Raw genomic sequence first — 24,839 nt, 5'->3', positions numbered from 1 at the left:
CTGGCGCGCCGTTCAGCGTCAGTGCTTTGCTTCCGGGAGTACGAACCGGCCGCATTCTCACGCGGACCGGCGGCAACTTCTCTCCCACCGAAAACCGAATGCTAAAACGCGAGAACTCAACATAGCATTAACGGTCGATAGTAACGGCTTTGGTCTCGGGATAAAGACCCTTGAAAGTTACAATTGTGTCACAAATGCATCATTTGCGACACAAAAGCCATGATCAACTTTCGACGGCTGCTTCCATGGCCTCGCGAGAGGTGATGACCTTGTCGATCACGCCCCAGGCGAGCGCCTCGTCCGACGTCATAAAGTGGTCACGATCAAGCGTCTGTTCAACCTCTTCGTAGGTCCGTCCGCAATGCTTCACGTACACCTCGTTCAGGCGGCGCTTCATCTTCAAGATGTCGCGGGCATGACGCTCGATGTCGGAGGCCTGACCCTGGAATCCGCCGGAGGGCTGGTGCACCATGATGCGGGCGTTCGGCGTGGAAAAGCGCATGTCCTTGTGGCCGGCGGCCAGCAGCAGCGAGCCCATGGAGGCGGCCTGGCCGACGCAGAGCGTCGATACGGCCGGCTTGATGAACTGCATCGTATCGTAGATGGCCATGCCGGCCGTCACCACGCCGCCCGGCGAGTTGATGTAGATCGCGATTTCCTTCTTCGGGTTTTCAGCCTCGAGGAAGAGAAGCTGGGCGCAGACCAGAGTCGCCATATGATCTTCCACAGGGCCGGTGAGGAAGATGATGCGCTCCTTCAGGAGGCGCGAAAAGATGTCGTAGGATCGTTCGCCACGGTTGGTCTGCTCGACGACCATCGGCACGAGCGCCATAGCGGTATCAACGGGATTTGTCATGTCAGCCCTTCGTCTCATGAATGCGCGAACACTTCGCGTATCGGAATCATTCGAATATCTCTGCCCCTTTACATAGAGTGTCAGAGGTAGGCACTTCAAGTCGGCTGCCATCTATAACGTTAACGAGAGCCGCTTGCCCGAAAGTGGCGTCAAAGCTGGGATTCGATGGGAAGGTAGCCGATGATCGCGGCCGTCACCCGGCGCCAGAAACCGGCATCCGGCTCACGTTCCAGCATGCGGGAGCAGTGCTGCGCCTCGTCGTTCCAGCAGAGCTTACCCTTCTCGAGCGAAAGCCGGAAACTCGTGCCCGGATGGGTTTCGAGCGCGAAGATCGCATCGACATCCGCCACCAGCGACGGGCAGGTGAAAAGCACGCCCATTTCGGTGTTCAGCGAGGCGGAACGCGGATCGAAATTCATGGAGCCGACGAAAGCGCCCTTGCCGTCGATGGTGAAGGCCTTGGTGTGGAGGCTCGCGCCGCGCGACCCGAAGAGCGAGATGCGCTGCGTCTCCGTCGCTTCCTGCACCGCCTTCAACTCATAGAGTGTGACGCCCGCGGCCACGAGCTTGCGGCGGTAGTTGGCATAGGCGCCGTGGACCGCGGCAACATCGGTCGCGGCAAGCGAGTTGGTAAGGATCGCCACATCGACGCCTTTCTCCACCAGTCCGCCCAGCGCCTTCACGCCATCGGCACCGGGAATGAAATAGGGCGAGATGATCTTCACGCTCTGGCCCGCCGCCGTGATATGCGGCAGCAGTTCCTGCATCAGCCAGTTCTGGCGGCGCTCCAGATGCGCCTTTTCCGGTGGATCGGCCTTGATGGTGATGTCGCCGGTAAACCGCAGTTCGCCATTGCCGTGGAACAGGCCGGGTTCGGCTGCCGCCTGCTCCACATGGCCGAGATAATGCCGACCGCCCTTGCCGCGCGCGAGTTTGGCGAGCTTGCGGCGCAGGCGCGGAAGGTAGTGGCGATGCGGGGTGCGCAGCGAGCCGATCGGCAGCACCATGGAGCTATTCCAATAGTCGTCGAACACGCTGGCTGCCTCCTGCGCGATCGGGCCGAGCATCCACATGTCGAGATCGCGGAAATTTGCCTGCTCGGCCGCGTCGAAATAGGCATCGCCGATATTGCGTCCGCCGGCGATGACCACGCGACCATCGGCGATCCAGGTCTTGTTGTGCATGCGCCGCGTCGCCCGCAGCGGCCGCAGCATCATTTCCAGCCCGCGGCGGAACCGGTCGTTGCGTGCCCGGCTGGGGTTGAACAGCCGCACCTGAATGTTTTCATGCGCGTCCAGCGCCAGGCAGAAGCGGTCATGCAGGCCGGCATTGATGTCGTCCAGCAGAAGGCGCACCTTCACGCCGCGGTCGGCCGCCGCCAGTACCTCGCCCGCCAGAAGCCGCCCGGTGAGGTCGCGCCGCCAGTAGTAATATTGCAGATCGAGGCTGCGTCCCGCTTTGCGGGCCGAGATGGCGCGAACGGAAAATGCATCCAGGTTGTCGGACACGAGCGTGACAGCGCTCTGCCCGTCTTTCCCTGTCAGCAGCGGCACGCTCTCACGGTCGATCTCCGTCTGCCCCTCCACGGGCTCGATCGCCTTTGCCGGCTGGCCGTAGAGATGCCGGCCGAAGCGGCCATAGACGTAGATGGTGCCGAGCGCCGCCAGCACCGCCAGGATCGCAAGGGAGATGATCAGCCATTTCATGGAGCAGACGCGGGCCTCTGGGTGGGTCTGGCAGTCGGGATCGTCACGGGTGCCTATCGGGCCTGCAACGTCGTGTCCGTGGAAATCGCCTCTGTCTGTGGTGCGGCCCCCTCAGCGAGGTCTTTCCGGGTCGAAAGCGCCGCTTGCAGATCGATATGCGCCTTCAGCGGCAGATGGTCGGATGCGACGCGAGAGAGAGTCGAGTTGTGCACCTCCACATGTGTCACCAGCGTATGCGGGCTGCCCATCACCCGGTCAAGCGCCAGCAACGGGTAGCGCGAGGGGAAGCTGGGGACGGCCGAAATGGAATGGTCGAAGATGGGGCTGAGCAGCGACAGCGCCGAGCGCTTGCCGATCCGCCATTCGTTGAGGTCGCCGATCAGCAGCGTCGGTCGTTCCTCGGCCTCTTCGATGGCCGCGAGAATGGCGCGCGCCTGCTGGCTACGGGAATGCCGCAACAGACCGAAATGGGCGGCGATGATGCGCAGCGGCCCGTGCTTCAGGTCGAGATCGACCACCAGCGCACCGCGCGGCTCGACACCCGGCAGCTTCAGCTGACTGACCTTGGCGACGGCCCCTTCGCGCACCAGCAGCAAATTTCCATGCCAGCCATGGCCCTTCGGCGAGAACGCCGCGATCGGCACCGACAGCAGGTGGCAATCGCGATGCAGCCGCTCGAGATCGAGAAGCCCTGCCCGCTCGCCGAAGCGCTGGTCGGCCTCCTGAAGCGCGATGATATCGGCATCGATTTCGCAGATCACATCCATGATGCGGCCGGGGTCGAACCGCTTGTCGGTGCCGACGCATTTGTGAATATTGTAGGACGCGACCACCGTATCGCCGCGCGCACCCCCGGACGCCTCCCGCCCGGCCAGCGGTACACGACGAGCCCGCAGGGCCGCAAGCAACCCACCGGCCGTCTTACCGGCTTTCAGGACTCGGGTGGGCTTGGCTGGCTTTTGCGACATGGCGGGGCTCACCTTGGCTCTGGAATACTTCGGGTCGGGGTGGTCGTGTCCGTGTCTCTGGAGATAGCGAGGACCTGGCGCAAGACAAGGCGGCGGCAGTGCGTAGAGAGCGGCATTCCGAACATCACCAACGGCCGACGGATGCACCCGCACGACAAAACCCGTGACGCAACAGGCCGCCCGAAGGTGGGCAAGACCGTGCAAGCGGAAAGGCTGATCTTGACAAGCAACCGATCCCGACCGCCTTCTATCGCACGACCAACATTCCGGGAGCTTTGGCGCGCGCAGGCTCGACGATGCATCCTTATCTCCCGATCAAGGTCTCCTCTACCGCATCCGACCGCAAACATTCCGCGGCCCTCGCCCATACATACTGGACATGCCATGCCGACTGCCACGCTCTCCGCCCCGGCTCCCGCCATCATCGACGCTGCCACGCGGCGCGTGCGGCTCGATATCCGCGATCCCGCCTTCTACCGCGATCCGCTGCCGACCTATGCCGCCCTGCACTCCGCCTGCCCCGCCTTCTACTGGGAAGAGCCCGGACAATGGTTCTTCACGGGCTATGACCAAGTGAATGCACTGTTGCGCGACCGCCGTTTTGGTCGCCAGATCCTGCATGTAGCGACGCGCGAGGAGCTGGGCCTCCCCGATCCGAAGCCGCATCTCGCTGATTTCGACCGGCTGGAGCATCATTCCCTGCTGGAGCTTGAGCCGCCGGCGCACACCCGTCTTCGCACGCTCGTCAACCGCGCCTTCGTCTCGCGGCATGTGGAGGCGCTGCGGCCGGAGATCGCCGCGCTCTGCCACCGGCTGATCGACGGCTTCGAGAAAGATGGGCGTGTCGAACTACTGAAGACCTATGCCGAGATCGTGCCCGTCACGGTGATCGCGCGCATGCTCGGCGTGCCGCTCGACATGGCACCGAGCCTGCTTGATTGGTCGCACCGCATGGTGAAGATGTACGTCTTCAACCCCTCGGAGGAGACCGAGCACGACGCCAATCGTGCGTCGGCAGAGTTCGACGCCTATCTCCGCGGCATCATCGCCTGGAAGCGCGACAATCCCGCCGACGACCTGCTGACCCACATGATCACTTCCGAAAAGGATGGCGAGCGATTGACGGATGACGAGCTGGTCTCGACCGCTGTTCTCCTGTTGAACGCGGGCCATGAGGCAACCGTGCACCAGCTCGGCAATGCCGTCGCGACCATCCTCCAGACGGGTGCCGACCCGGCCGCACTGTTTGCCGACGACACCGCCACGGAGCGGACGGTGGAGGAATGCATGCGCACCGCCGCACCGCTCCACATCTTCCAGCGCCATGCTTTGTCCGATATCGAGCTTGAAGATGGCATCTCGCTTAAGAAGGGCGACCGTATCGGCCTCATGCTCGCGGCTGCAAATGTCGATCCGCGCCGGTTCAGCGATCCCTCGATCTTTCGCCCGGACCGCAACGAAGGCCCCCACCTCTCCTTCGGCGCCGGCATCCACTTCTGCATCGGCGCGCCGCTTGCCCGGCTGGAACTCAAGCTATCCCTGCCGATCCTCTTTCAACGCTTGCCTGGGCTGCGACTTGCGGAGACACCTGCCTTCAAGGACAGCTATCACTTCCACGGGCTGGAGCGACTGGATCTGACGTGGGGATGACGCTTCTCAAACCCGGATCACATAGTCCTTGCGAGTCGTTTCAAGCACTTCCCAGGTTCCCTTGAAGCCGGGCCTGAGGATGAGGCTGTCGCCGGTCTTCAGGTCGAAGGTCTGGCCGTCCTCGCTGGTCACCACCGAATGCCCTGAGAGGATGTGGAAATATTCCCACTCCTCATAGACGATCCGCCACTTGCCAGGCGTCGCTTCCCAGATGCCGGCATAGATGCCACCCGGGGCTTCCTCGATGTTCCGGGTGCGAAATTCCGGGTCGCCGGAGATCAGGCGATCCTCGGCCGGAGCGCCGATATCCGGCTGGATGCCGGTGACGTCGAAGGTGAGCGAAACCGTCATCAGGTCAGACCTTTGCGAGCGATTGTTCGAGATCGGCGACGATGTCGGCGGCGTCCTCGATGCCGATGGACAGGCGCACGACCTCGGGTCCCGCGCCGGCCGACACCAGCTGCTCGTCGTTCAGCTGGCTGTGCGTGGTGGAGGCCGGGTGGATGACGAGCGAGCGGGTGTCGCCGATATTGGCAAGATGCGAGAGCATCGAGACGCCTTCCACGAAGGCCTTGCCCGCGGCATAGCCGCCCTTCAGGCCGAAGGTGAACACGGCACCTGCCCCGCGCGGCGCATAACGCTGCTGCAACGGATGGTTCGGGTCGCTTTCGAGGCCCGCATAATTCACCCAAGCCACCTTGGCGTGTCCGGCGAGATAGCGCGCGACGACCAGCGCATTGTCGCAGTGGCGCTGCATGCGCAGCGGCAGCGTCTCTATGCCGGTCAGCAGCATGAAGGCGTTGAACGGCGAGATTGCCGGCCCGAGATCGCGCAGGCCAAGCACGCGGGCTGCGATCGCGAAGGCGATATTGCCGAAGGTCGTGTGCAGCACCATGCCGTTATAATCCGGTCTCGGCTCTGATAGCGCGGGATATTTTCCGGAGGCCGACCAGTCGAACGTGCCGCCATCGATCAGAATGCCGCCCATGGAATTGCCATGGCCGCCCATGAATTTCGTCAGCGAGTGCACGACGACATCCGCGCCATGCTCGATGGGCCGAACGAGGTAGGGGGTCGCCATCGTATTGTCCACGATCAGCGGCAGGCCGTTGCGATGCGCGATCTCGGCGATGGCCTCGATATCGACGAAGGTGCCGCCGGGATTGGCGAGACTTTCGATGAAGATCGCCTTCGTCCGCCCGTCGATTTCAGCTTCGAAGCTCTCGGGCGCTGCCGTATCGGCCCACCGCACCTGCCAGTCGAAGGATTTGAACGCCTGTCCGAATTGGTTGATGGACCCGCCGTAAAGCCTGCGCGCGGCAACGAAGTTGTCGCCCGGCGACATCAGCGTGTGAAACGCGATCAGCTGGGCCGCATGGCCCGACGCCACCGCAAGCGCCGCCGCCCCGCCCTCCAGCGCCGCCACGCGCTCCTCCAGCACGGCCTGTGTCGGGTTCGTGATGCGGGTGTAGATATTGCCGAAGGCCTGGAGCCCGAACAGGGACGCCGCATGATCGGCATCGTCGAAGACGAAGCTCGTCGTCTGGTAGATCGGCGTGGCCCGCGCCCCCGTCGTCGGATCCGGCTGCGCCCCTGCGTGGATAGCCAGCGTGTTGAACCCCGGTGCGTTCGTCATGTCTCGTCCTCCCTGTGGCGGGCGTGGTGTTGGGCCGCCCGATGGTGCGTCGCAAGATCGACAGACGGCCGTCGCCCCGTTCCGCCTTTGAACTGATCCTGTCCACGACACTATTCCAGACCCGGAGCTGGATCGGAAGGGGCAAACAATCGGAGCTTGGGGCGCATATCGACTTGATAGAATTGTATAGATCGTGCCGGACGCTTAGGGGCCTATGCAAGCAAAGGTTTAGGTGTCGGAATCGGTCGTTCGGCAGATGAGGCAAGCCCATCAGTCACGCAACTTGACAAAAACCGCCTCACCTTTCGGGAAACTGGTAACGCACTTTGGGAGAGGCAAGTCGGCCAAATCTGTTGGCGCTCCGACTCCCTCAAGTTCGGCATTCTTGAGTCGCGAAGCCAGTTGGTTCAGGGTTTCCCGTGACTCCCGAGACCACTCGGAAGAAAGGCGGGAAAGGTTCTGTGATATTCCCCAATAATCCCACGGTTTTAATTCCAGTCTTCGAAGGGCGGCGATTTCACGCAACAGGCTCCCGGCGAGGAACCATTCGCCACGAAGATCGAGGCTCGACACACCGAACCGCAAGGAGATCTCCGGCTGGTCTTTGATCAAGAACCAAGCATCGCTTGCCGTTAGGAACCGCTCGCATGGCACGTTCAGCGGATCGAAATCAACCACATCTAGAGCCGCAAACTCCACATCAAGCCGCTTCCATTGTCCACCATCCCACCATTCGCAGAGCCAGTGATCTTCCCAGTGTCCCGGCACCAAGTAGTCGGCAAACCCTACACGAAGGCGAGCCGGGATGCCTGCCTCACGGAATCTGCTTACTGCCAGTATAGCGAAATCGCGGCATACTCCCCCAATTTTGTTATTCGAAGGTTTTCCCGAAAATAAACCACGTTTCATTGCGAGAGACAGGATATCCGCCACAGAACGAAGTTCCAGATCGTCGACCTGCTCCGAGGCGAAACCGCGTTCCTTTGACTCAGGCCCGCGGGGATGTTGCATGAATGAGCTGACCCACTGAGCAACCACCTTAGGATCGGCATCAACGCGCGTTAGCGTTTCACTGCACGAGCCAGGTGCTGAATATATGCTTTGGGCTACATAGAAGGTTTTATGCATCATCGTCTCGTTCCACCTGAGGACCAAGACACGACAACGAGGGCAAATTTTGAGATTTTGTCAATCAGGTATTCAGCACGAAGGCCTCGATGACACCGGATGCTCCATCTACTTGGCGCATTACAACCCAATCACCCCACAAGCCTTGGATACTCAATCGCCGGGCACCGATCCATTACCACCTTGATACCACGCGCTTCGGCCGTCGCCGCCGCCGCGTCGTCGCGGACCGAGAGCTGGCCCCAGATCACCTTCGGCAGGGGATCGAGCGTCAGGATTTCGTCCACCAGCGCCGGCAGGACATAGGCGGCGCGGAAGACGTCGATCATGTCGATCGGCTCCGGGATATCGGCCAGGCTACCGTAGACGGTGCGGCCCTGAAGCTCGCGGCCGGCGATGCCCGGGTTAACAGGGTGAACGATGTAGCCCTTGCGCAGCAGAAAGCCCATGACCCGGTAGCTCGGGCGCTCGGGGTTGGCCGAGGCGCCGACGAGCGCGATCGTCCGCGTCGAGCGCAGAATGTCCTTGAGGTAGATGTCCGGGTACTGGTCGTGGTTCATAATGGCCTCCTACCCTCTTTCTGGCGTGCCTTCTTGATCTTTCCAACAGAAAAGATGACCCCGCCACCGCTGTTTCCGAAAAATTGTGCTGAGCGCCGGCAAAATTCCTGCTCACGCACGCAATCTGACAATCCCGTCATAAAACTGTCGTCCGGGCGCCTTCCGACGCTTGCGAACCTGCTTCCCTCTTGCCACAACGGACAGGCGCTTCCGCCACCCCTGCCCTTCGGTTTTCCCGTGCCGCTCGACGTCCTCCTCTTCGTTCTCTTCGGCGCCCTGCTGCATGCCGGGTGGAATGCGATGGTGAAGGCCGGGACGGACAAGTCGCTGGATGCGGCGATGATCGCGCTCGGCGCTGCCGTCATAGCCCTGCCGTTTCTGCCCTTCATGCCGCTGCCGGATGCGCGGGCGGTGCCGTTTCTGCTCGCCTCCGCCATGTTGCAGTTCGGCTATTTTCATCTCGTGGCCGCCGCCTACACCGCCGGCGATATCGGGCTCGTCTATCCGCTGATGCGCGGCGGGGCACCGCTGCTCATTGCCGCGACCAGCAGCTTGATCGTCGGGGAAAGGCTGTCCCAGGGCGCCTCCCTCGGCATCCTCGCCATTTCCGCTGGCATCTTCACGCTGGCCTTCGAGGCGCGCCGAAGCGGAACACGGGCCATCGTGATCGCGCTCGTCAATGCGCTCTTCATCGCCGCCTACACCTATGTCGATGGCATCGGCGCGCGCATTTCCGGCAATGCCATTTCCTATACGCTGTGGATGGCGCTGCTCCCGCCCGTCCTGCTCTTCGGCTGGGCGATTTCGCAACGGGGTGCCGCACCCGTGCTGCGCCACATCCGGCACAATGGGTGGCGTGGCCTTGTCGGCGGTGCCGGCTCCATCGGCTCCTACGGCATCGCGCTCTGGGCCATGACCAAGGCGCCGGTCGCAACCGTTGCCGCCCTGCGCGAAACCTCGATCCTCTTTGCGATCGTGATCTCCGTCACCGTGCTGAAGGAGCGCATCAGCGCCTTCCGTATCGCAGCCGCCTGCCTCATCGCGCTCGGCGCCCTGCTCCTGAAGCTCGCCTGACAGTTGCTAAGAGCCGGGCCAGACAGGCGTACGATTCGCCAGAAACGCCTCCATCCCCTCGACGGCATCCGGCGTCAGCGCGCTTTTGGCTTCCGCGCTTGCGGCCTCGGCATAGGCCGCCTCGCGCGACATCGACGCCTGCCGGTCGAAGGCGCCCTTCACCCCACGCTGCGCATCCTGCGATTTTGAGGCGATGACGGCGGCGTATTTGTCCACCACCTGCCGCAGATATTGCTTCGGCACGATACGGTTCACGAGGCCGAAATCCTTCGCCGTGGAAGCGTCGATCGTCTCGCCCGTCAGCAGCATTTCCATCGCCTGCTTGCGGTTGGCCGCACGGGCCAGCGCCACGACCGCGCCCATGGGCGCAACGCCGATATTGACACCCGGCGTGCAGAACGTCGCCGTATCCGTGCAGATGGCGAGATCGCACGCCGCCACCAATTCGCAGCCCGCCGCCGTTGCCAGCCCGTCGATCTCGGCGATGACAGGCTGCGGAAGCGCCGAGATCGTCGTCATGAGCCGCGCCGAAAGCGCAAAGGCCGCCACGAACGCATCATGGCCGGCATCCTCGTCTGCCCGCCGCCGGGTCAGCTCATCCAGATCGAGTCCCGCCGAGAACACCGCTCCGGTCGCCGCGAGAATGATGACGCGCACCGAGGTGTCTTCAGCCGCTGCGTCAAGTTCACCCAGCAGCGCCTCGATGACCGCGGTCGAGAGCGCATTGAGCGGCGGGTGGTCCAGCGTCAGGCGCAGCACGCTGCCCTCGCATTCCCGCAAAACGAGGTCGCGGGGCTCCTGCCGGCGCAGGGAAACGATATCGGCCATGTCGGCTCCTTTTCAGGGTGCGGAAATTCGACCTCCAGCTACGCCGCCCACTTCCGGCTTTCAAGGCAAGCGGCACCAGATGCGCTTCAAAGACGGCGGCACGCACGCGAAATATACCAGATTTATTGTGGTATTATAAAACCACATAGATAACCTATTGATTTTGCTCACTGCATCTTGGAAGCTTGTCATCCGCACCTCTTGACGTGCAAACCGGCCTGACTTTATAAGCCACCTTGTTCGGGGACGGTGACGTCCGCGTTCTCTTTGCGGGTGTTCCCTTCGGGGCTGCCACCGCAAATCAAGCAACAAAAAACGCCCGGCGGCAACGTATCGGGTCCCAAACGAAAGAGTTTCATCATGTCAACCTTCGTTCAGAAGCCTGCAGAGGTGGAGAAGAAGTGGATCCTCATCGACGCCGAAGGCCTCGTTGTGGGTCGCGTCGCGACCATCATCGCCAACATCCTGCGCGGCAAGCATAAGGTCACCTACACTCCGCATGTCGACGACGGCGACAACGTCATCGTCATCAATGCCGAGAAGGCCGTGCTCACCGGCAAGAAGTACACCGACAAGAAGTACTACTGGCACACCGGCTACCCCGGCGGCATCAAGGAGCGCACCGCGCGCCAGATCATCGAAGGCCGCTTCCCGGAGCGCGTTCTCGAGAAGGCTGTCGAGCGCATGGTTCCCCGCGGCCCGCTCGGCCGTCGCCAGATGAAGAACCTTCGCGTCTACGCCGGCACGAATCATCCGCATGAAGCCCAGCAGCCGACCGTCCTCGACGTCGCCAAGCTGAACACGAAGAACGTAAGGAGCGCCTGATCGTGGCCGACCTCTCCTCTCTGAAAGAACTTGGCACGGTCGTGGAAGCCAGCAACGCTGCTCCCGTTCATGTCAAGAAGATCGACGCCCAGGGCCGCTCCTACGCGACCGGCAAGCGCAAGAACGCCGTCGCCCGCGTCTGGATCAAGCCGGGCTCCGGCAAGATCACCATCAACGGCAAGGCTTATCCCGAGTATTTCGCGCGTCCGGTTCTGCAGATGATTCTGCGCCAGCCGATCTTCGCAGCTGCTCGTGACGGCCAGTTCGACATCGACGCCACGGTTGCCGGCGGCGGTCTGTCCGGTCAGGCCGGTGCCGTTCGTCACGGCATTTCCAAGGCGCTCACCTACTACGAGCCGGGCCTGCGTCCGGTTCTCAAGAAGGGTGGCTTCCTGACCCGCGACAGCCGCGTCGTCGAGCGTAAGAAGTACGGCAAGGCGAAGGCCCGTCGTTCGTTCCAGTTCTCCAAGCGTTAATCGCTTCGGACATCTCGGAATTGTCAAAGGCGGGGCTTCGGCTCCGCCTTTTTCGTTATTATGGCAAGCTACAATGAATATCCGGGATCTCCCTTCCCGACGACGGCGCTGATGCGGTAGTCTTCTGCGAAATCCCTTGGAGTTTCCATGACCGGCAAATCGATCGATCACGCCATCACAGCCGGTTCGCTGTTCAGCGCTGCCAGCGACCCCACCCATGCGGGCGTCCTGTCCTTCATGCGCCGCCGTTACAGCAAGACATTCACGGGTGTCGATGCCGTCGTCTGGGGCATACCGTTCGATGCGGCGACGTCCAACCGGCCGGGCGCCCGCTTCGGGCCGCAGGCCATCCGGCGCGCATCGGCTATCTTCGACAATGATCCGCAATATCCGTTCCAGCGCGACCTCTTTGCCGAGATGGCCGTGGTCGATGCCGGCGACTGCCTGCTCGACTATGGGCGTCACGACAAGACACCGGCCACGATCGAACGGGAGGCGGCCGGCATCATCGGGTCCGTGCCGTATCTGCTGACGCTCGGCGGCGACCACTTCATCACCTTGCCGCTGTTGCGGGCACATGCCGCCCGGCACGGGCCGCTCGCTCTGGTCCAGTTCGACGCACATCAGGATACGTGGCCCGACGCGGAAGGACGGATCGATCACGGCTCGTTCGTCGGAAGCGCCGTGCGCGAGGGTCTTATCGATCCCGCACGCTCGATACAGGTCGGCATCCGCACCCATGCGCCGGAGGATTTCGGCATTCGCATTCTCTATGGCGATGCCGTCGAGGAGATGAGCGCCTCGGCCATCGCGGCAAAGATCCTCGCGCAGACCGGGGGCGCCGCCGCCTATCTCACCGTCGACATCGACTGCCTCGATCCTGCCTTCGCGCCGGGCACGGGCACACCGGTCTCCGGCGGGTTTTCGAGCGCGAAGCTCCTGTCGGTCCTGCGGCAGCTGGCGCCGCTCGACATTCGCGGGTCCGACGTGGTCGAGGTGGCGCCCGCCTACGACCATGCCGATATCACCGCCATTGCCGCTTCCACCGTCGCGATGTATATGCTCGGCCTGCGCGCAGAGCGGCTTGCAAGCGGGCGGTCATCGTCGCCGGTCTGTTATCAAACTGAATCAACGACGTGATAGACTGAGTCCGGGCTTGCGCCCAACCCCTTGAACCGACGGGACAAAGACATGACGGCTAAGATCTTCATCGATGGCGAACACGGCACCACAGGGCTGCAGATCCGCGCCCGTATGGCCGATCGCAAGGATGTCGAGCTCCTGTCGATCCCCGCGGCGGAACGGCGCAATGCGGCCTTGCGCGAAGACCTTCTGAACAGCGCCGACGTCGCCATTCTCTGCCTTCCGGACGATGCCTCCAAAGAGGCTGTCGCCATGCTGGCCGGCAACAACAGCGTCCGCATCATCGACACGTCGACCGCTTACCGCGTGGCGCCCGACTGGGCCTATGGCTTTGCGGAAATGGATGCCGCCCAGGCCGACAAGATCCGCGCCGCACGCCTCGTCGCCAATCCCGGGTGCTACCCGACCGGCGCCATAGGCCTCGTGCGGCCGCTGCGGCAGGCAGGCATCCTGCCGGAGACCTATCCGGTCAGCGTCAACGCGATCTCCGGCTATACCGGCGGCGGCAAGCAGATGATCGCGCAGATCGAAGACCCAGCGAACCCCGATCCCATCACCTCGCCCGGCTTCCTCTACGGCCTGCCGCTGAAGCACAAGCATGTGGCCGAGATGAAGACCCATGGCATGCTGGGACGCACGCCGCTGTTCTCGCCCTCCGTCGGCAAGTTTCCGCAGGGCATGATCGTGCAGGTTCCGCTGTTCCTCGAAGACGTCGGCAACGGTGCGACGCTTGAGAGCATCCACGGCGCGCTCTTTGAGCATTATGCGGGCCAGTCGATCGTGGAGGTCGTACCACTGGAAACCAGTGCCGCCCTGCCCCGCGTCGATGCCGTCGAACTCGCGGGTACGGACCGCATGAAGCTCTTCGTCTTCGGCACGCCGGGCGGCGAGCACGTCAACCTCGTGGCGCTGCTCGACAATCTCGGCAAGGGCGCCTCGGGCGCGGCCGTGCAGAACATGGACCTGATGCTGTCGGCCTGAGGAGCAGCGCTCCGACTTTCGGCCGCCGCACGTCTGATCGCCTCGGAGCCCAAGCGGCACCGGGGCGTTTTTTCTTGCGGAAACGGCTACCCCCGCACCATCCGGGTTTCCGGTGGATATTCGCCGACGAAGCCGCGCCAGTGCGCGATGGCGAAGCAGAGTACGAAGAGCGCGCCTGCTTGATGCGCGACACCCCAGACGATCGGCACCTGCAGGATCAGCGTCATGATGCCGATCGAGGCTTGCATCAGGACCAGACAGGCGAGAACGACGGAGCGGCGGGCGTGGGTGGAATGCGGCGCCAGACGCAGATTGGCGATCATGTGGATCACGACCAGCGCGAGCAGGACATAGGCGCCGCAGCGGTGAACGAATTGCACGGTCTTCGGGTTTTCGAAAAGATTGCGCCAGCCAGGGCTCTGGATGAAAAGGTCGCCGGGGATCAGCGCGCCATCCATCAGCGGCCATGTGTTGTAGCTGAGGCCCGCATCCAGACCGGCGACGAGCGCACCGAGATAGATCTGGAACAGCGCCATCACTGCGATGCCGGCCGCGACCAGAATCGAATATCGCGTCGGCGGCGCGTCGTTTCGGTGCGGCGAAAGGCCCCGCAGGATCCACAGACAGGCCGAGAAGATCAGACAGGCGATGATGAGATGGGTCGCCAGCCGGTACTGGCTGACATCCGTGCGGTTGACGAGGCCCGACGAGACCATCCACCAGCCGATGAAGCCCTGAAAGCCGCCAAGGGCGAGAATACCGAGAAGCGGCAGCTTCAGCCGCCGCTCGATGCGGCCCGTCAGCCAGAAGACGGCGAGCGGCAGTGCGAAGATGACGCCAATGGAGCGCGCCAGCGCCCGGTGCGCCCATTCCCACCAGAAGATCGTCTTGAAGCCCTCGACGGTCATATCGCTGTTGACTTGGGAATATTGCGGGATCTGCTTGTAGAGCGTGAACTCCTCGTCCCACTCCGCCTCCGAAAGCGGCGGGATGACGCCGTGGATCGGCTTCCACTCGGTGATGGAGAGGCCCGATTCGGTCAGACGTGTCGCACCGCCGACAAGGACCAGCGCGAACAGCGCAAACACGACGACACCGAGCCAGATGCGGATCTGGCGACGATTACGCCGGGCGGTGTCCATCTGCCGCGTCAGCCGTTCTTCTATCATGATAGGGTTGGCACTGGTCATCGCGCTGCTCCGTTCGCCTTGCTGGCGGTCGCCGGGGACGGAAAGAGGGTGTCGTTCCGGTACAGCGTTGATTTGCATCAGTCAGGCTGGCATGACAAGGAGTGGCTTTGCGGCATGCCGTCGCGCCCCATACCGCACTGGCACCTGCGCGCGTCCTTGTGATCGTGTACAGAGCATGACCAACACTTCTGAAGGAGATTGAGACAATGCCGGTGCGCCTTCGCAAGCTGATCGGGACGATTCTCATCATCGCGCTCGTCATTTCCTACGCGCTCATCGCCACCACCTTCGCCGAACTGCTGCTTGGCGCATCGCCGTGGTGGGTGCATCTCCTCTACTTCTTCTTCACCGGCCTTCTCTGGGTGCTGCCGGCCATGCTGATCATCAAGTGGATGGAGAAGCCCGCCAAGCCGCGCTCGTGAGGTCGCGCCCATGAAGATCGCCGTCATCGCAGATATCCACGGCAATGCCCCGGCGCTCGAAGCCGTGCTTGCCGACATCGACAGCCAGGGCATCCGCGAGATCGCCAATCTCGGCGATCATCTCAGCGGCCCCATCGACCCGGCCCGCACGGCCGATCTCCTGATGGCGCGCAATATCGTCTCGATCCGCGGCAATCACGACCGCGCGCTGATCACGCTTGCCCCTGACGCCATGATCGCGACCGATCGCTTCACGCATGCAGCGCTCGATGATCGCCACTTTGCCTGGCTGCGCACGCTTGCGCCAACGCGGCACATGAATGAGCAAGGCCTTTTTCTCTGCCACGGCACGCCGGAAAGCGATCTTGTCTACTGGCTGGAGGACCTGACCGCGGCGGGTGTCGTGCACCGAGCGGATGCGGCGCGCATCGAACGCCTTGCGGCCGGCATTGACGTGCCCGTGCTCCTTTGCGCGCATACGCATATTCCCCGCCTCGTCACGCTGTCCGACGGACGGCTCGTGATCAATCCCGGCAGCGTCGGCTGCCCGGCCTATGCGGACGATGAGCCCGTGGCCCATAAGGTGGAAACCGGAACGCCGCGCGCATCCTATGCCGTGATTGACAAGCGTGCGGATGGCAGCACCGATGTCGCCTTCCGGCTCGTGGCCTACGACCACGTCTTGGCCGCCCGTCTTGCGGAGGGGAACGGCCGCCCGGACTGGGCGCGGGCGCTTGCCACAGGTTGGGTGTAACGAAGCGGCACGCCTTAACTCTGCGATAACCCCGTCTTCGGATATCGCAGCGAAGCCGCGCGAATGCGCGCAGGCTTAAGCAAACGTCAGAGGCTTTCCGGGCTAGATGCAGGCAACGCGTTTCAGACGGAGGGCTCTTTCGTGATGAATGCCCATATCAGTGCTTTTTCGATCGACACCCCGCTCGCGGGCCTACGCAGCGAAGCCAATACCGACGTGACCACAGGCGTGCCTTCGGATCTCATCGTGTCGGTGCATGTTCTGATGTCCGCGCTGGAAACGGACTGGCGGGCGCTGGAGGCCTCCAATACCGTTTCGCTGCACCAGAGCTTCGACTGGTGCGCAAGCTGGGTGGCGACGCATGTCGAGCGGCCGCTTCTGCTGCGCGGCTGGCTTGGCGATCGCACCATCTTCATCCTGCCGCTCGAGCTGGTGCGCAACGGGCTGTTCCGCACGGCCCGCTTCATCGGCGCGCCGCACAGCAATATCAACACTGGCATCTTCGCCGAGGACCTGGGCGGCCTGCCGCGCGAGACACTGGCGGAATGGGTCCGGCAGGAACTCGTCACCAAGCTTGCCCATGTCGCCGACATCGTCACGCTGGAGAAGATTCCCCTGGAATGGCGGGGCCAGCCCCATGCGCTCGCTTCCCTGCCCTCCATCCGCAACCAGAATGCCTCCTACCAGTTGCCACTGCTGCCGGATTTCGCAGCCACGCTCGCGCAGCTCAACGCCAAGCGCCGCCGCAAGAAGTTCCGCGTGTCCGAGCGGCGCATGGAGACCTATGGCGGCTATGACTACATCATCGCCGAAGGCCTCGACGAGCGTCGCGCGATTCTTGACGTGTTCCTGGCCCAGAAGGCCGCACGGTTCGAGACTCTGGGGTTGCCGAACGTCTTTCGGGACGCGCCGACGCAGGCCTTCTTGCGCGCGGCGATTTCCCATGACGGAACGGCCGAAAGCCGCCCGCTGGCGCTGCACGCGCTGCGCCTTCGCAGCGAAGCCGACACCCGCATCGTGGCCATCGCCGGCGTATCGCGCAAGGGCGACCACATGATCTGCCAGTTCGGGTCGATCGACGAGACGCTGGCCGCAGATGCGAGCCCGGGCGAACTCCTGTTTTACAGGATCATCGAGCGGGCCTGCGGCGAAGGCGTCCGCCTGTTCGATTTCGGAATCGGCGACCAGCCCTACAAGCGTTCCTGGTGCACGGTCGAAACGGCGCAATACGATATCATCCTGCCCCTCACGCTTCGCGGCCGGGTCGCGGCCGGCGTCCACCGGCTGATCGTGCGCGCCAAGCGTGCCATCAAGTCGAACCGCCAGATCTATTGCGCCGTCCAGCGGTTCCGCCAGAAGCATCAGGGCAAGACGGCGTCGGTATCGGCAGACATCGACGGGGACTGAATGCGCCTTACGCGGCGCGGCGGTCGGGCTCCGGCAGGGGCTGATCGGCAAGCTGCGCATCCATGATGTGGATGTGGTCGTAGCCGGCTTCCGCAAATTCCGTGATGATCTCGACGATGTCCTCGGCGGAAACCTCGGGCACCGAAAAGATGATCTCGACATCATGGGCGCGCGCGAGACGCGACACCGCTTCCGCGTCCGCGTCTGCACATTCGACCAGCACGAGGTCGTAGGCATCCGTCAGGGCTTCGATGACGATCTGGAGACGGTCGATCGCCTGTATGGCCACCGCCGGGTCGGCATCGCCGCGCGGAACGATATGCGCGTCCGAGCCGCGGTCCGCATGGAGCGCATCGGAAAAGGCAATCTCGTCGGCGAGCAGATTGGTGATTCCGGGCAGGTTTGCGGACATCGCCATCCAGGCCGTCGGGCAGCCGGACGCGGTAAGATCGACCAGCACGACGCGCCGCCCCTCCTCCGAGACCATCCGCGCCAGCGCCACCGTCTGACGGGAACCGGTATCGCCCGTCGGGGATACGATGAAGGCGAGCGGTACGCGATCGACGATCAATGCGGCCGCCACGTTCTCCACGAAGAAGCCGTCGATTGGCACATCGGTCGCCAATTCCTGTTCCCGAACATCTGAGGAAGATGCGGAGGAGGAGGCGACAGTGGGAACGTCGCGGGCGACCGTGTGCTGCACCGTCCCGCGCGCACTCCCGACGATCGCGGCATCCCGCCGAAAGCTCCAGCCGCGCTTCGTCCGCGGTTCCGGCGTGTTCGGCGGCACAGGCGGCATGGGTTGCGCGGAGACCGCGACCGGCACCGCGGCGGGTCCGCCGACCGGGCGCAGGGCGCGGCCGCTGAAAAGCTCCTGCAACATGATGACGACGCAGCTCAGGAGAAAGGCCGCCATTGCCGCGACGATGGTGATCGGCAGGATCTTCGGGAAGCTCGCTTCCGTCGGTTCGACGGCGCTGGAGATCACGCGCGCATCGGCCGGCGCAGCGCTGGCGCCGGTGCGGGAGCTCGCCTCGCGGTAGCGCGACAGGTATGTTTCCAGAAGCTGGCGCTGGGCCGCGGCCTCGCGTTCCAGCGCGCGCAGGCCGACCTCGTCTTCGCCGGCCTTGGCGGAAGAAGCCTTGAGCGTGTTCATCTGCTGGGTCAGCTGGCGCTCGCGCAGTTCGCCGACCTTCGCCTCGTTTTCGAGGCTTGCCAAAATCTTCTGCGTTTCCTCGCGGATCTGCGCGCGGATGCCCGTCAGCTGAGAGCGCAGAGCCTTGATTCGGGGATGGCCGTCGAGCAGCGTGGTCGACAGGTCGGCCATTTGGTTCTGGATCTGTGATTCGGACTCCTTCAGGCGCTGAATCATCGCGGAGCCCACGACCTCGTTCAGGGTCTCGGCGCCGCGGCCGCTGGACAATGCAGCGCGCACGTTCTCTGCCCGCGCCTCGGCCGTCGCCCGGTCACCGCGCACGCGGGCGAGTTCCGTCGAGATATCAGTGAGCTCGCGCGTGGCAAAGGTGCCGCTGTCACCGGAGGGCAGCAGATCGGAACTGGAGCGGTATTCGGCGATCTTCGCTTCCGCGGCCCGCACCTTCTCCCGCAGGTTGGCGATCTCGGGCTCCAACCAGCGGCTCGCCTCCGTGTTGGAATCGAGCTTCGCGCCGGCCTTGAGCGAGAGATAAATCTTCGCCATCTCGTTGGGAATGGCGGCGGCAAGCGCACTATCCTTCGAGGTAAACTGGATGCCGATGACCCGCGATTTCTCGACCTGATAGACCTGCAGCTTTTCCTGAAACTCCTTCAGCACCCGTTCTTCCGGCGGCATATCGAGCGGATTGCGCTTGAGGCCGAGCATCACGAGGATATCGGAGATGGCGGACGGGTCGGCGGTCGGGTCAAACTCCTTCAACTCGTGCAGCCGCATGTTGCGCGCCACCTGCTTGATCAGGTCCACAGACCGCAGCAGTTGGACCTCGCTCGAAATACCCGGCTCGTCGAAGGATGTGGCGCTGGCGGCGGAAGGTTGCAGTGTCATCGAGCTGAATTCCGGCTCGCGCGGCTCGATCAGCAGCCGCGCCTCGCTGTCGTAGCGGGGCGAGATCATGTGCGCTGCGGTGAAAGCAAGTGCGGCCACGGCCACCGTGGTCAGGAGTACCCGCGTCCGGCGACGCCAGATCGCACGGAACAGACCTCCGAGGTCGATATCCACGTCCTGTTGACGGTCGCTAAAGCCTGACATCCACGCACCTGCACACGAGCATTGTTGCCGCACAGGGTAAAGAAAGATGGTAACCCGAGCGTTAACGCGTGGGTGGCATAAGTCTTCCATATACTATTTTAGCGATCTCCGATTTGCACCGACCTATCGGTTCCTTTACCGGCTGTTAACCCTAACGGATCGATAACAAGATCACGTTCGTCCTTGAAACGCGAGAATCGCATGACCTTCGCACGATTGAAGTCAGGTCTGGCTTTGGGTATCGCCCTGCTGTCGATCACGATGGCAGGGTGCAGCAGCTACGAGCCCGCGCCCCGCGCCTTCAGCGAAGCCACCATTCAGCCCTACCGGCTGGATAGCGGCGACCGTCTGCGCATCAGCGTCTTCGAGCAGGCAGGTCTCACCGGTTCCTACACCGTCGATCAGGCCGGCTACGTCGCCTTCCCGCTCATCGGCTCGGTCCCCTCGCGCGGCCATACGCTGAGCGAGATGGAGACCATGATCGCGCAGAAGCTGCGCGCCGGTTATCTGCGCGACCCCGACGTGACGATCGAGGTCGATCGCTATCGTTCCGTTTTCATCATGGGCGAGGTCGGGCAGTCGGGTCAGTATTCCTACGTGCCCGGCATGACGGTGCAGAACGCTATCGCGGTCGCCGGCGGCTTCTCGCCGCGCGCCAACCAGCGGACGGTCGATGTCACCCGCAAGATCAATGGCCGCATCATCACCGGCCGCGTCTCGATTTCCGATCCGATCATGGCGGGCGACACCGTCTATGTTCGTGAGCGACTGTTCTGAGCCTATGCCGTCAACGACACAGCCCATCGAGCCGCCATCGCAAGGAAGGCCCCTCCGGATCATTCATTGCTTCCGCTCGCCGGTCGGCGGCATCTTCCGGCATGTGCGCGATCTCGCGGCCGCCCACGCAGCCGAAGGCCATCATGTCGGCATTCTCTGCGACAGCTCCACGGGCGGCGCACACGAGGAACGCCTCTTCGAGGAGATCCGGCCCCATCTGGCTCTCGGGCTCGTGCGCCTGCCGATTCGGCGCTCCATCGGTCCTTCGGACGCCAGGGCGCTCTGGGCGAGCTACAAGGAACTGCGCCAACTCCGGCCCGATATCCTTCACGGCCATGGTGCCAAGGGCGGTGCCCTTGCCCGCATGATCGGCACCGTCTTGCGGATCAACGGGTCCCGCGTCGCGCGTCTCTACTCGCCCCATGGCGGCAGCCTTCACTACGATCGCAAGACCCTGAGGGGAAAGGGCATTCTCGCGCTCGAGCGCTTTCAGGAGCACGCGACGGACGCACTCGTCTTCGTCTGCGACTTCGAGCGGCGCACCTATGAGGCAAAGGTCGGCCAGCCTCGCCCGCCGGCCGTGACGATCTACAACGGCGTCGAGGATGCCGAGTTCGTTCCCGTCGAGCCAGGGCAGGATGCCGTCGATTTCCTCTATATCGGCATGCTGCGCGACATGAAGGGTCCCGACATCTTCATCGATGCGCTGGGACGCACGGAGCGCCTTGCGGGCAGACCCTTGAGCGCCATGATGATCGGCGACGGGCCACAGCAGGAAGACTACCTGCGCATGAAACTCCATCGCGGGCTCGGACAGCGGATCGGTATGGCGCCTGCGATGCCGGCCCGGGAGGCTTTCTCCAGAGCGCGCTTCGTGGTGGTGCCCTCGCGAGCGGAGTCGATGCCCTATATCGTGCTTGAGGCCGTTGCGGCCGGCCGACCCGTCATCGCCGCGCGTGTCGGGGGAATGCCGGAGATCCTCGGGGCCGACAGCGCAGCCCTGGCCGAACCCAACGATGCGCAGTCGCTAGCCGGCATCATGCACCGCGCCCTGACGGAAGACGGCTGGGCGACCCGCACCATGCCGGATCCGGAAGCCTTCAGGGCGACCTTCTCCTCGTCGACGATGGCCGCGTCAATGATGCAGCTCTACCGGCGACTGGCGAACGACGCCGGCGGCTGAGCCTGCATGTCGGAACGACCGTTCTGCAACACCGGCGATGTCGTACGGCGTCTCACTGCACCCTGTTGAACTGACGCGGTTATTTCCCTTAACCCATTTTAGAACGGGTCGCATTGCAGTCGCTGCCGTAAACGTTTCTTAGGTCCTCCCTGCTAAGTCTTTCCGAGCCAACGGCAGGATGGGCAGCATCATGAACCAGATCGAGAAGCCGGAAACCTTCGACCCAGAGGCTTTGCGACGGCAGATCTCTGAAATCCGGACGATCTCGCGCGACGAGGTGCGCCCGGTCGAGCCGCGCAAGGAGCTGAACCCGCTGGCGCGGCGGATCGCGGCGCAGTTCCGCACCGACACCTACTCGCCCACCATGGTGCTCGGCTGTCTGCGTCTCTTCGAATTCGCAGCCCTCTTTATCATCGGCTACATCATCAACAGCCTCTACGTGGCACCGGAGTTCGGCCGCTGGGTCGAATATTGCGTCATGCTTGCCGCCAGTTCGGCGCTGACGGTCGTCTTCCTGCAGTTTTCGGACGGCTACCAGATCCCCATCCTGCGCTCGGTACCGCGTGCCCTGCCGCGTCTGCTGGGCGCCTGGACCCTCGGTTTCGGCGTCATCACCATCGTCATGTTCTTCTTGAAGACCGGCGACGCCTATTCCCGCCTGTCCTTCGGCATCTGGTTTCTCGCCGGCACGACCTTTCTCCTGATCGAGCGGGCCGTCATCGCCTTCTCCATCCGGCGCTGGGCGCGCAACGGCATGATGGAACGCCGCGTCGTCATCGTCGGCGGCGGCCAGCCGGCCAAGGACCTCATCCGCGTCCTCGAGCAGCAGACGGATAACGACATCCGCATCTGCGGCATCTTCGACGACCGCGACGAGCGCCGCTCGCCCAACATCATCGCCGGATATCCCAAGCTCGGCACCTTTGCCGAACTCATTGATTTCGCCCGCCTCGCCCGCATCGACATGCTGATCATCGCACTGCCGCTGTCGGCCGAGCGCCGTATTCTCGAACTTCTGAAGAAGCTCTGGATCCTGCCCGTGGACATCCGGTTGGCCGCCCATGCCGCCAACCTCCGCTTCCGCCCGCGCAGCTACTCCCATGTCGGCCAGGTGCCGATGCTCGACATCTTCGACAAGCCGATCGCCGACTGGGACTCTGTTGCCAAGCGCATCTTCGACGTCGTCTTCAGCATCGTCGCGCTCGTGCTCCTGTGGCCGGTTTTCATCGGCGCGGCCCTCGCCGTCAAGCTGAGTTCCCCCGGCCCGATCATCTTCAAGCAGATGCGCCACGGCTTCAACAACGAGCAGATCGAGGTCTACAAGTTCCGCTCCATGTACACCGATATGAGCGACCCCAGCGCTCGCAACGCCGTGACCAAGGGCGACCCGCGCGTCACCCCCGTCGGCCGCTTCCTGCGCAAGTCCTCCATCGACGAGCTTCCGCAGATCTTCAACGTGCTGCGCGGACAGTTGTCGCTTGTCGGCCCCCGCCCCCACGCCGTCGCCGCGCAGACGGCCGACCGGAACTATAGCGATGTCGTCGAAGGCTACTTCGCGCGCCACCGCGTGAAGCCCGGCGTCACCGGCTGGGCGCAGATCAACGGCTGGCGCGGCGAGATCGACAATGACGAGAAGATCCGCTTCCGCACCGCCTTCGACCTGCACTACATCGAGAACTGGTCGCTCTGGTTCGATCTGAAAATCCTGTTCCTCACGCCCATCCGCCTTCTCAACACGGAAAACGCATATTGAGCGCGATCGCCGCCCCTGTCGGTGTGTTCCGGCCGCAGCTGGCCGCGTTCGGGCTCATCGGCTCGGCGGCGGTTGCGTTCGGCGTATTTCTCCAGGGCTTCGTCATCGTCGAACCCGCGCCGCACGAGCTCTTCGTTGCCGGCCTCATCGGGGTCTGGGCGTTCTGCGGCCTGCGCATCTCGCGCTCCACGGCGCCGCTCTTCACGCTTCTGGTGCTTTTCATGACGGGCGGCCTCATGTCGCTGACGGTCATGGACGATCTCGACGTCGCGCCGATGTACATGGCGATCTCGGGCTTCCTCGCGATCACCTCGATCTTCTACGCCGCCATCATCGAGGCCCGCCATGAGCGGCTGAAGCTGATGTTCCGGGCCTGGGTCGCCGCTGGCGTCGGCACGGCCACGCTCGGCATCCTCGGTTATTTCGGCGCCATCCCCGGCGGCGAGGCCTTCACCCGATACGACCGCGCCATGGGCGCTTTTCAGGACCCGAACGTCTTCGGTCCCTTCCTCGTCGCCCCGTCGCTCTTTCTCATTCACGGGGTGCTGAAGGGCCGGATGATCGACCTGCCGCTGCGTGCGGTCGGCATTCTCATCATGGCGTTCGGCCTGTTCCTGTCCTTCTCGCGTGCCGCCTGGGCGCTTTATCTCTTCTCCGCCTGCATGCTCGTCTTCATCATGCTGCTGAAGGAGCGGACCGGTGCCTTCCGCCTGAAGATCTTCGTCATCGCGCTCGGCGGCGTCATCCTCATGGTGACGTCGCTGGTGGTGGCGCTGCAGATCCCGCAGGTCGCCGACCTGTTTTCCAACCGCACGCAGCTCGTCCAGGATTATGATGGCGGCCATCTCGGTCGCTTCGAGCGCCACCGCATCGGCTTCCTGATGTCCATGGAAAAGCCGCTCGGTATCGGACCTATGATGTTTTCCAAAATCTTTCCGGAGGATGAGCACAATATCTGGCTGAAGACCCTGACCTCCTATGGCTGGCTCGGCTTCGTCTCCTATGTGACACTGATCGTCTGGACGCTTTCCATCGGTTTCCGCTTCATGCTGCTGGAACGGCCGTGGCAACCCTATATGATGATTGCCTGGATCGTGCTGCTCGGGCATGTCGGTATTGGAAATGTGATCGATACGGATCACTGGCGCCATTTCTTCCTGCTTCTCGGCATCATCTGGGGTTGCGGTGCGCTCGAATACCGCTACAGCAGACGGTCGCGGGCACAGGGTCCGCACAAGACGACTTCAGAAGGCGCAGCGGCCTGACATGCCACCGCG

At 63.3% G+C, this 24,839-nt stretch carries 23 protein-coding genes; 13 read left to right on the top strand and 10 right to left on the bottom strand.

The window, feature by feature from the left end:
• Positions 1 to 223 precede the first annotated feature (223 nt).
• The 3 genes from GA0004734_RS09525 to GA0004734_RS09515 all read right to left on the bottom strand — a co-directional run bounded on the left by GA0004734_RS09525 (position 224) and on the right by GA0004734_RS09515 (position 3,530).
• Entirely contained in the window at positions 224 to 856 is a 633-nt protein-coding gene (locus GA0004734_RS09525; RefSeq protein WP_092933239.1) for an ATP-dependent Clp protease proteolytic subunit, read from the bottom strand.
• A 149-nt stretch (positions 857 to 1,005) separates the two neighbouring features.
• Complete coding sequence (locus GA0004734_RS09520; RefSeq protein WP_092933237.1) at positions 1,006 to 2,562, bottom strand: phospholipase D family protein; 1,557 nt, start codon at positions 2,560 to 2,562, stop codon at positions 1,006 to 1,008.
• A gap of 53 nt (positions 2,563 to 2,615) precedes the next feature.
• Positions 2,616 to 3,530: an endonuclease/exonuclease/phosphatase family protein gene (locus GA0004734_RS09515; RefSeq protein ID WP_092933235.1), complete on the bottom strand. Its 915-nt coding sequence runs from the start codon at positions 3,528 to 3,530 to the stop codon at positions 2,616 to 2,618.
• 384 nt (positions 3,531 to 3,914) lie between these two features.
• Between GA0004734_RS09515 and GA0004734_RS09510 the strand changes: the two genes are divergently transcribed.
• On the top strand, positions 3,915 to 5,180 hold the full coding sequence (locus GA0004734_RS09510; RefSeq protein WP_092933233.1) for a cytochrome P450: 1,266 nt from the start codon (positions 3,915 to 3,917) through the stop codon (positions 5,178 to 5,180).
• Positions 5,181 to 5,186: 6 nt separating this feature from the next.
• On the opposite strand, the gene GA0004734_RS09505 is transcribed toward GA0004734_RS09510, so the two are convergent.
• From GA0004734_RS09505 to GA0004734_RS09490, 4 genes are all read right to left on the bottom strand, one after another.
• Complete coding sequence (locus GA0004734_RS09505) at positions 5,187 to 5,531, bottom strand: cupin domain-containing protein (RefSeq protein WP_092933231.1); 345 nt, start codon at positions 5,529 to 5,531, stop codon at positions 5,187 to 5,189.
• 4 nt (positions 5,532 to 5,535) lie between these two features.
• Positions 5,536 to 6,816 (bottom strand): O-acetylhomoserine aminocarboxypropyltransferase, encoded by a 1,281-nt coding sequence (locus tag GA0004734_RS09500; protein WP_092933229.1) that lies wholly within the window; start codon positions 6,814 to 6,816, stop codon positions 5,536 to 5,538.
• A 270-nt stretch (positions 6,817 to 7,086) separates the two neighbouring features.
• Positions 7,087 to 7,947: a transglutaminase domain-containing protein gene (locus GA0004734_RS09495; RefSeq protein WP_245292385.1), complete on the bottom strand. Its 861-nt coding sequence runs from the start codon at positions 7,945 to 7,947 to the stop codon at positions 7,087 to 7,089.
• 128 nt (positions 7,948 to 8,075) lie between these two features.
• Positions 8,076 to 8,504, bottom strand: coding sequence for a CoA-binding protein (locus GA0004734_RS09490; protein ID WP_092933227.1), 429 nt, complete (start codon positions 8,502 to 8,504; stop codon positions 8,076 to 8,078).
• 237 nt (positions 8,505 to 8,741) lie between these two features.
• Between GA0004734_RS09490 and GA0004734_RS09485 the strand changes: the two genes are divergently transcribed.
• The gene (locus GA0004734_RS09485; protein ID WP_175386293.1) at positions 8,742 to 9,578 is read left to right on the top strand and encodes an EamA family transporter; all 837 of its coding nucleotides are present in this window, start codon (positions 8,742 to 8,744) and stop codon (positions 9,576 to 9,578) included.
• A gap of 6 nt (positions 9,579 to 9,584) precedes the next feature.
• Here the strand turns inward: GA0004734_RS09485 and GA0004734_RS09480 are convergent, their stop codons facing one another.
• Positions 9,585 to 10,406, bottom strand: coding sequence for an enoyl-CoA hydratase-related protein (locus GA0004734_RS09480; RefSeq protein ID WP_092933223.1), 822 nt, complete (start codon positions 10,404 to 10,406; stop codon positions 9,585 to 9,587).
• Between the two features lie 360 nt (positions 10,407 to 10,766).
• Between GA0004734_RS09480 and rplM the strand changes: the two genes are divergently transcribed.
• From rplM to argC, 4 genes are all read left to right on the top strand, one after another.
• Entirely contained in the window at positions 10,767 to 11,231 is a 465-nt protein-coding gene (gene rplM, locus GA0004734_RS09475; RefSeq protein ID WP_062596672.1) for a 50S ribosomal protein L13, read from the top strand.
• Positions 11,232 to 11,233: 2 nt separating this feature from the next.
• The gene (rpsI, locus tag GA0004734_RS09470) at positions 11,234 to 11,707 is read left to right on the top strand and encodes a 30S ribosomal protein S9 (protein WP_092933221.1); all 474 of its coding nucleotides are present in this window, start codon (positions 11,234 to 11,236) and stop codon (positions 11,705 to 11,707) included.
• Positions 11,708 to 11,854: 147 nt separating this feature from the next.
• Positions 11,855 to 12,847 (top strand): agmatinase, encoded by a 993-nt coding sequence (gene speB, locus GA0004734_RS09465; RefSeq protein WP_092933219.1) that lies wholly within the window; start codon positions 11,855 to 11,857, stop codon positions 12,845 to 12,847.
• A gap of 51 nt (positions 12,848 to 12,898) precedes the next feature.
• Positions 12,899 to 13,831 carry an N-acetyl-gamma-glutamyl-phosphate reductase gene (gene argC, locus GA0004734_RS09460; protein ID WP_092933217.1) on the top strand — a complete coding sequence of 311 codons (933 nt, stop codon included), beginning with the start codon at positions 12,899 to 12,901 and terminating at the stop codon, positions 13,829 to 13,831.
• Positions 13,832 to 13,917: 86 nt separating this feature from the next.
• Here the strand turns inward: argC and GA0004734_RS09455 are convergent, their stop codons facing one another.
• A complete protein-coding gene (locus GA0004734_RS09455; RefSeq protein ID WP_245292499.1) occupies positions 13,918 to 15,000 on the bottom strand; it encodes a COX15/CtaA family protein in 1,083 nt (360 codons plus the stop codon).
• A 227-nt stretch (positions 15,001 to 15,227) separates the two neighbouring features.
• On the opposite strand from GA0004734_RS09455, the gene GA0004734_RS09450 reads away from it, so the two are divergent.
• From GA0004734_RS09450 to GA0004734_RS09440, 3 genes are all read left to right on the top strand, one after another.
• Positions 15,228 to 15,443, top strand: coding sequence for a DUF2842 domain-containing protein (locus tag GA0004734_RS09450; RefSeq protein WP_092933213.1), 216 nt, complete (start codon positions 15,228 to 15,230; stop codon positions 15,441 to 15,443).
• Positions 15,444 to 15,453: 10 nt separating this feature from the next.
• Positions 15,454 to 16,197: a metallophosphoesterase family protein gene (locus GA0004734_RS09445; RefSeq protein ID WP_092933211.1), complete on the top strand. Its 744-nt coding sequence runs from the start codon at positions 15,454 to 15,456 to the stop codon at positions 16,195 to 16,197.
• A gap of 144 nt (positions 16,198 to 16,341) precedes the next feature.
• On the top strand, positions 16,342 to 17,604 hold the full coding sequence (locus tag GA0004734_RS09440; protein ID WP_092933209.1) for a GNAT family N-acetyltransferase: 1,263 nt from the start codon (positions 16,342 to 16,344) through the stop codon (positions 17,602 to 17,604).
• 7 nt (positions 17,605 to 17,611) lie between these two features.
• Here the strand turns inward: GA0004734_RS09440 and GA0004734_RS09435 are convergent, their stop codons facing one another.
• Complete coding sequence (locus GA0004734_RS09435) at positions 17,612 to 19,849, bottom strand: GumC family protein (RefSeq protein ID WP_092933207.1); 2,238 nt, start codon at positions 19,847 to 19,849, stop codon at positions 17,612 to 17,614.
• 201 nt (positions 19,850 to 20,050) lie between these two features.
• On the opposite strand from GA0004734_RS09435, the gene GA0004734_RS09430 reads away from it, so the two are divergent.
• From GA0004734_RS09430 to GA0004734_RS09415, 4 genes are all read left to right on the top strand, one after another.
• Positions 20,051 to 20,626: a polysaccharide biosynthesis/export family protein gene (locus GA0004734_RS09430; RefSeq protein WP_092933205.1), complete on the top strand. Its 576-nt coding sequence runs from the start codon at positions 20,051 to 20,053 to the stop codon at positions 20,624 to 20,626.
• A gap of 4 nt (positions 20,627 to 20,630) precedes the next feature.
• Positions 20,631 to 21,809 carry a glycosyltransferase family 4 protein gene (locus tag GA0004734_RS09425; RefSeq protein ID WP_245292384.1) on the top strand — a complete coding sequence of 393 codons (1,179 nt, stop codon included), beginning with the start codon at positions 20,631 to 20,633 and terminating at the stop codon, positions 21,807 to 21,809.
• A gap of 190 nt (positions 21,810 to 21,999) precedes the next feature.
• Positions 22,000 to 23,562, top strand: a complete 1,563-nt coding sequence (locus GA0004734_RS09420; protein ID WP_092936128.1) for an undecaprenyl-phosphate glucose phosphotransferase — start codon at positions 22,000 to 22,002, stop codon at positions 23,560 to 23,562.
• Positions 23,559 to 24,827, top strand: coding sequence for an O-antigen ligase family protein (locus GA0004734_RS09415; protein WP_092933201.1), 1,269 nt, complete (start codon positions 23,559 to 23,561; stop codon positions 24,825 to 24,827). The genes GA0004734_RS09420 and GA0004734_RS09415 overlap by 4 nt, the downstream gene beginning before the upstream one ends.
• Positions 24,828 to 24,839: the final 12 nt, after the last annotated feature.

The sequence above is a fragment of the Rhizobium sp. 9140 genome, from assembly GCF_900067135.1.
GTDB lineage: Bacteria > Pseudomonadota > Alphaproteobacteria > Rhizobiales > Rhizobiaceae > Ferranicluibacter.
This window is presented reverse-complemented; position numbering and strand designations above follow the sequence as displayed.

What these genes read in the sequence shown, in the direction of transcription:
- GA0004734_RS09525 (WP_092933239.1), bottom strand. Translation starts at nt 856, where the DNA reads ATGACAAATCCCGTTGATACCGCTATGGCGCTCGTGCCGATGGTCGTC.
- GA0004734_RS09520 (WP_092933237.1), bottom strand. Translation starts at nt 2,562, where the DNA reads ATGAAATGGCTGATCATCTCCCTTGCGATCCTGGCGGTGCTGGCGGCG.
- GA0004734_RS09515 (WP_092933235.1), bottom strand. Translation starts at nt 3,530, where the DNA reads ATGTCGCAAAAGCCAGCCAAGCCCACCCGAGTCCTGAAAGCCGGTAAG.
- GA0004734_RS09510 (WP_092933233.1), top strand. Translation starts at nt 3,915, where the DNA reads ATGCCGACTGCCACGCTCTCCGCCCCGGCTCCCGCCATCATCGACGCT.
- GA0004734_RS09505 (WP_092933231.1), bottom strand. Translation starts at nt 5,531, where the DNA reads ATGACGGTTTCGCTCACCTTCGACGTCACCGGCATCCAGCCGGATATC.
- GA0004734_RS09500 (WP_092933229.1), bottom strand. Translation starts at nt 6,816, where the DNA reads ATGACGAACGCACCGGGGTTCAACACGCTGGCTATCCACGCAGGGGCG.
- GA0004734_RS09495 (WP_245292385.1), bottom strand. Translation starts at nt 7,947, where the DNA reads ATGATGCATAAAACCTTCTATGTAGCCCAAAGCATATATTCAGCACCT.
- GA0004734_RS09490 (WP_092933227.1), bottom strand. Translation starts at nt 8,504, where the DNA reads ATGAACCACGACCAGTACCCGGACATCTACCTCAAGGACATTCTGCGC.
- GA0004734_RS09480 (WP_092933223.1), bottom strand. Translation starts at nt 10,406, where the DNA reads ATGGCCGATATCGTTTCCCTGCGCCGGCAGGAGCCCCGCGACCTCGTT.
- rplM (WP_062596672.1), top strand. Translation starts at nt 10,767, where the DNA reads ATGTCAACCTTCGTTCAGAAGCCTGCAGAGGTGGAGAAGAAGTGGATC.
- speB (WP_092933219.1), top strand. Translation starts at nt 11,855, where the DNA reads ATGACCGGCAAATCGATCGATCACGCCATCACAGCCGGTTCGCTGTTC.
- argC (WP_092933217.1), top strand. Translation starts at nt 12,899, where the DNA reads ATGACGGCTAAGATCTTCATCGATGGCGAACACGGCACCACAGGGCTG.
- GA0004734_RS09455 (WP_245292499.1), bottom strand. Translation starts at nt 15,000, where the DNA reads ATGATAGAAGAACGGCTGACGCGGCAGATGGACACCGCCCGGCGTAAT.
- GA0004734_RS09450 (WP_092933213.1), top strand. Translation starts at nt 15,228, where the DNA reads ATGCCGGTGCGCCTTCGCAAGCTGATCGGGACGATTCTCATCATCGCG.
- GA0004734_RS09445 (WP_092933211.1), top strand. Translation starts at nt 15,454, where the DNA reads ATGAAGATCGCCGTCATCGCAGATATCCACGGCAATGCCCCGGCGCTC.
- GA0004734_RS09440 (WP_092933209.1), top strand. Translation starts at nt 16,342, where the DNA reads ATGAATGCCCATATCAGTGCTTTTTCGATCGACACCCCGCTCGCGGGC.
- GA0004734_RS09435 (WP_092933207.1), bottom strand. Translation starts at nt 19,849, where the DNA reads ATGTCAGGCTTTAGCGACCGTCAACAGGACGTGGATATCGACCTCGGA.
- GA0004734_RS09430 (WP_092933205.1), top strand. Translation starts at nt 20,051, where the DNA reads ATGACCTTCGCACGATTGAAGTCAGGTCTGGCTTTGGGTATCGCCCTG.
- GA0004734_RS09425 (WP_245292384.1), top strand. Translation starts at nt 20,631, where the DNA reads ATGCCGTCAACGACACAGCCCATCGAGCCGCCATCGCAAGGAAGGCCC.
- GA0004734_RS09420 (WP_092936128.1), top strand. Translation starts at nt 22,000, where the DNA reads ATGAACCAGATCGAGAAGCCGGAAACCTTCGACCCAGAGGCTTTGCGA.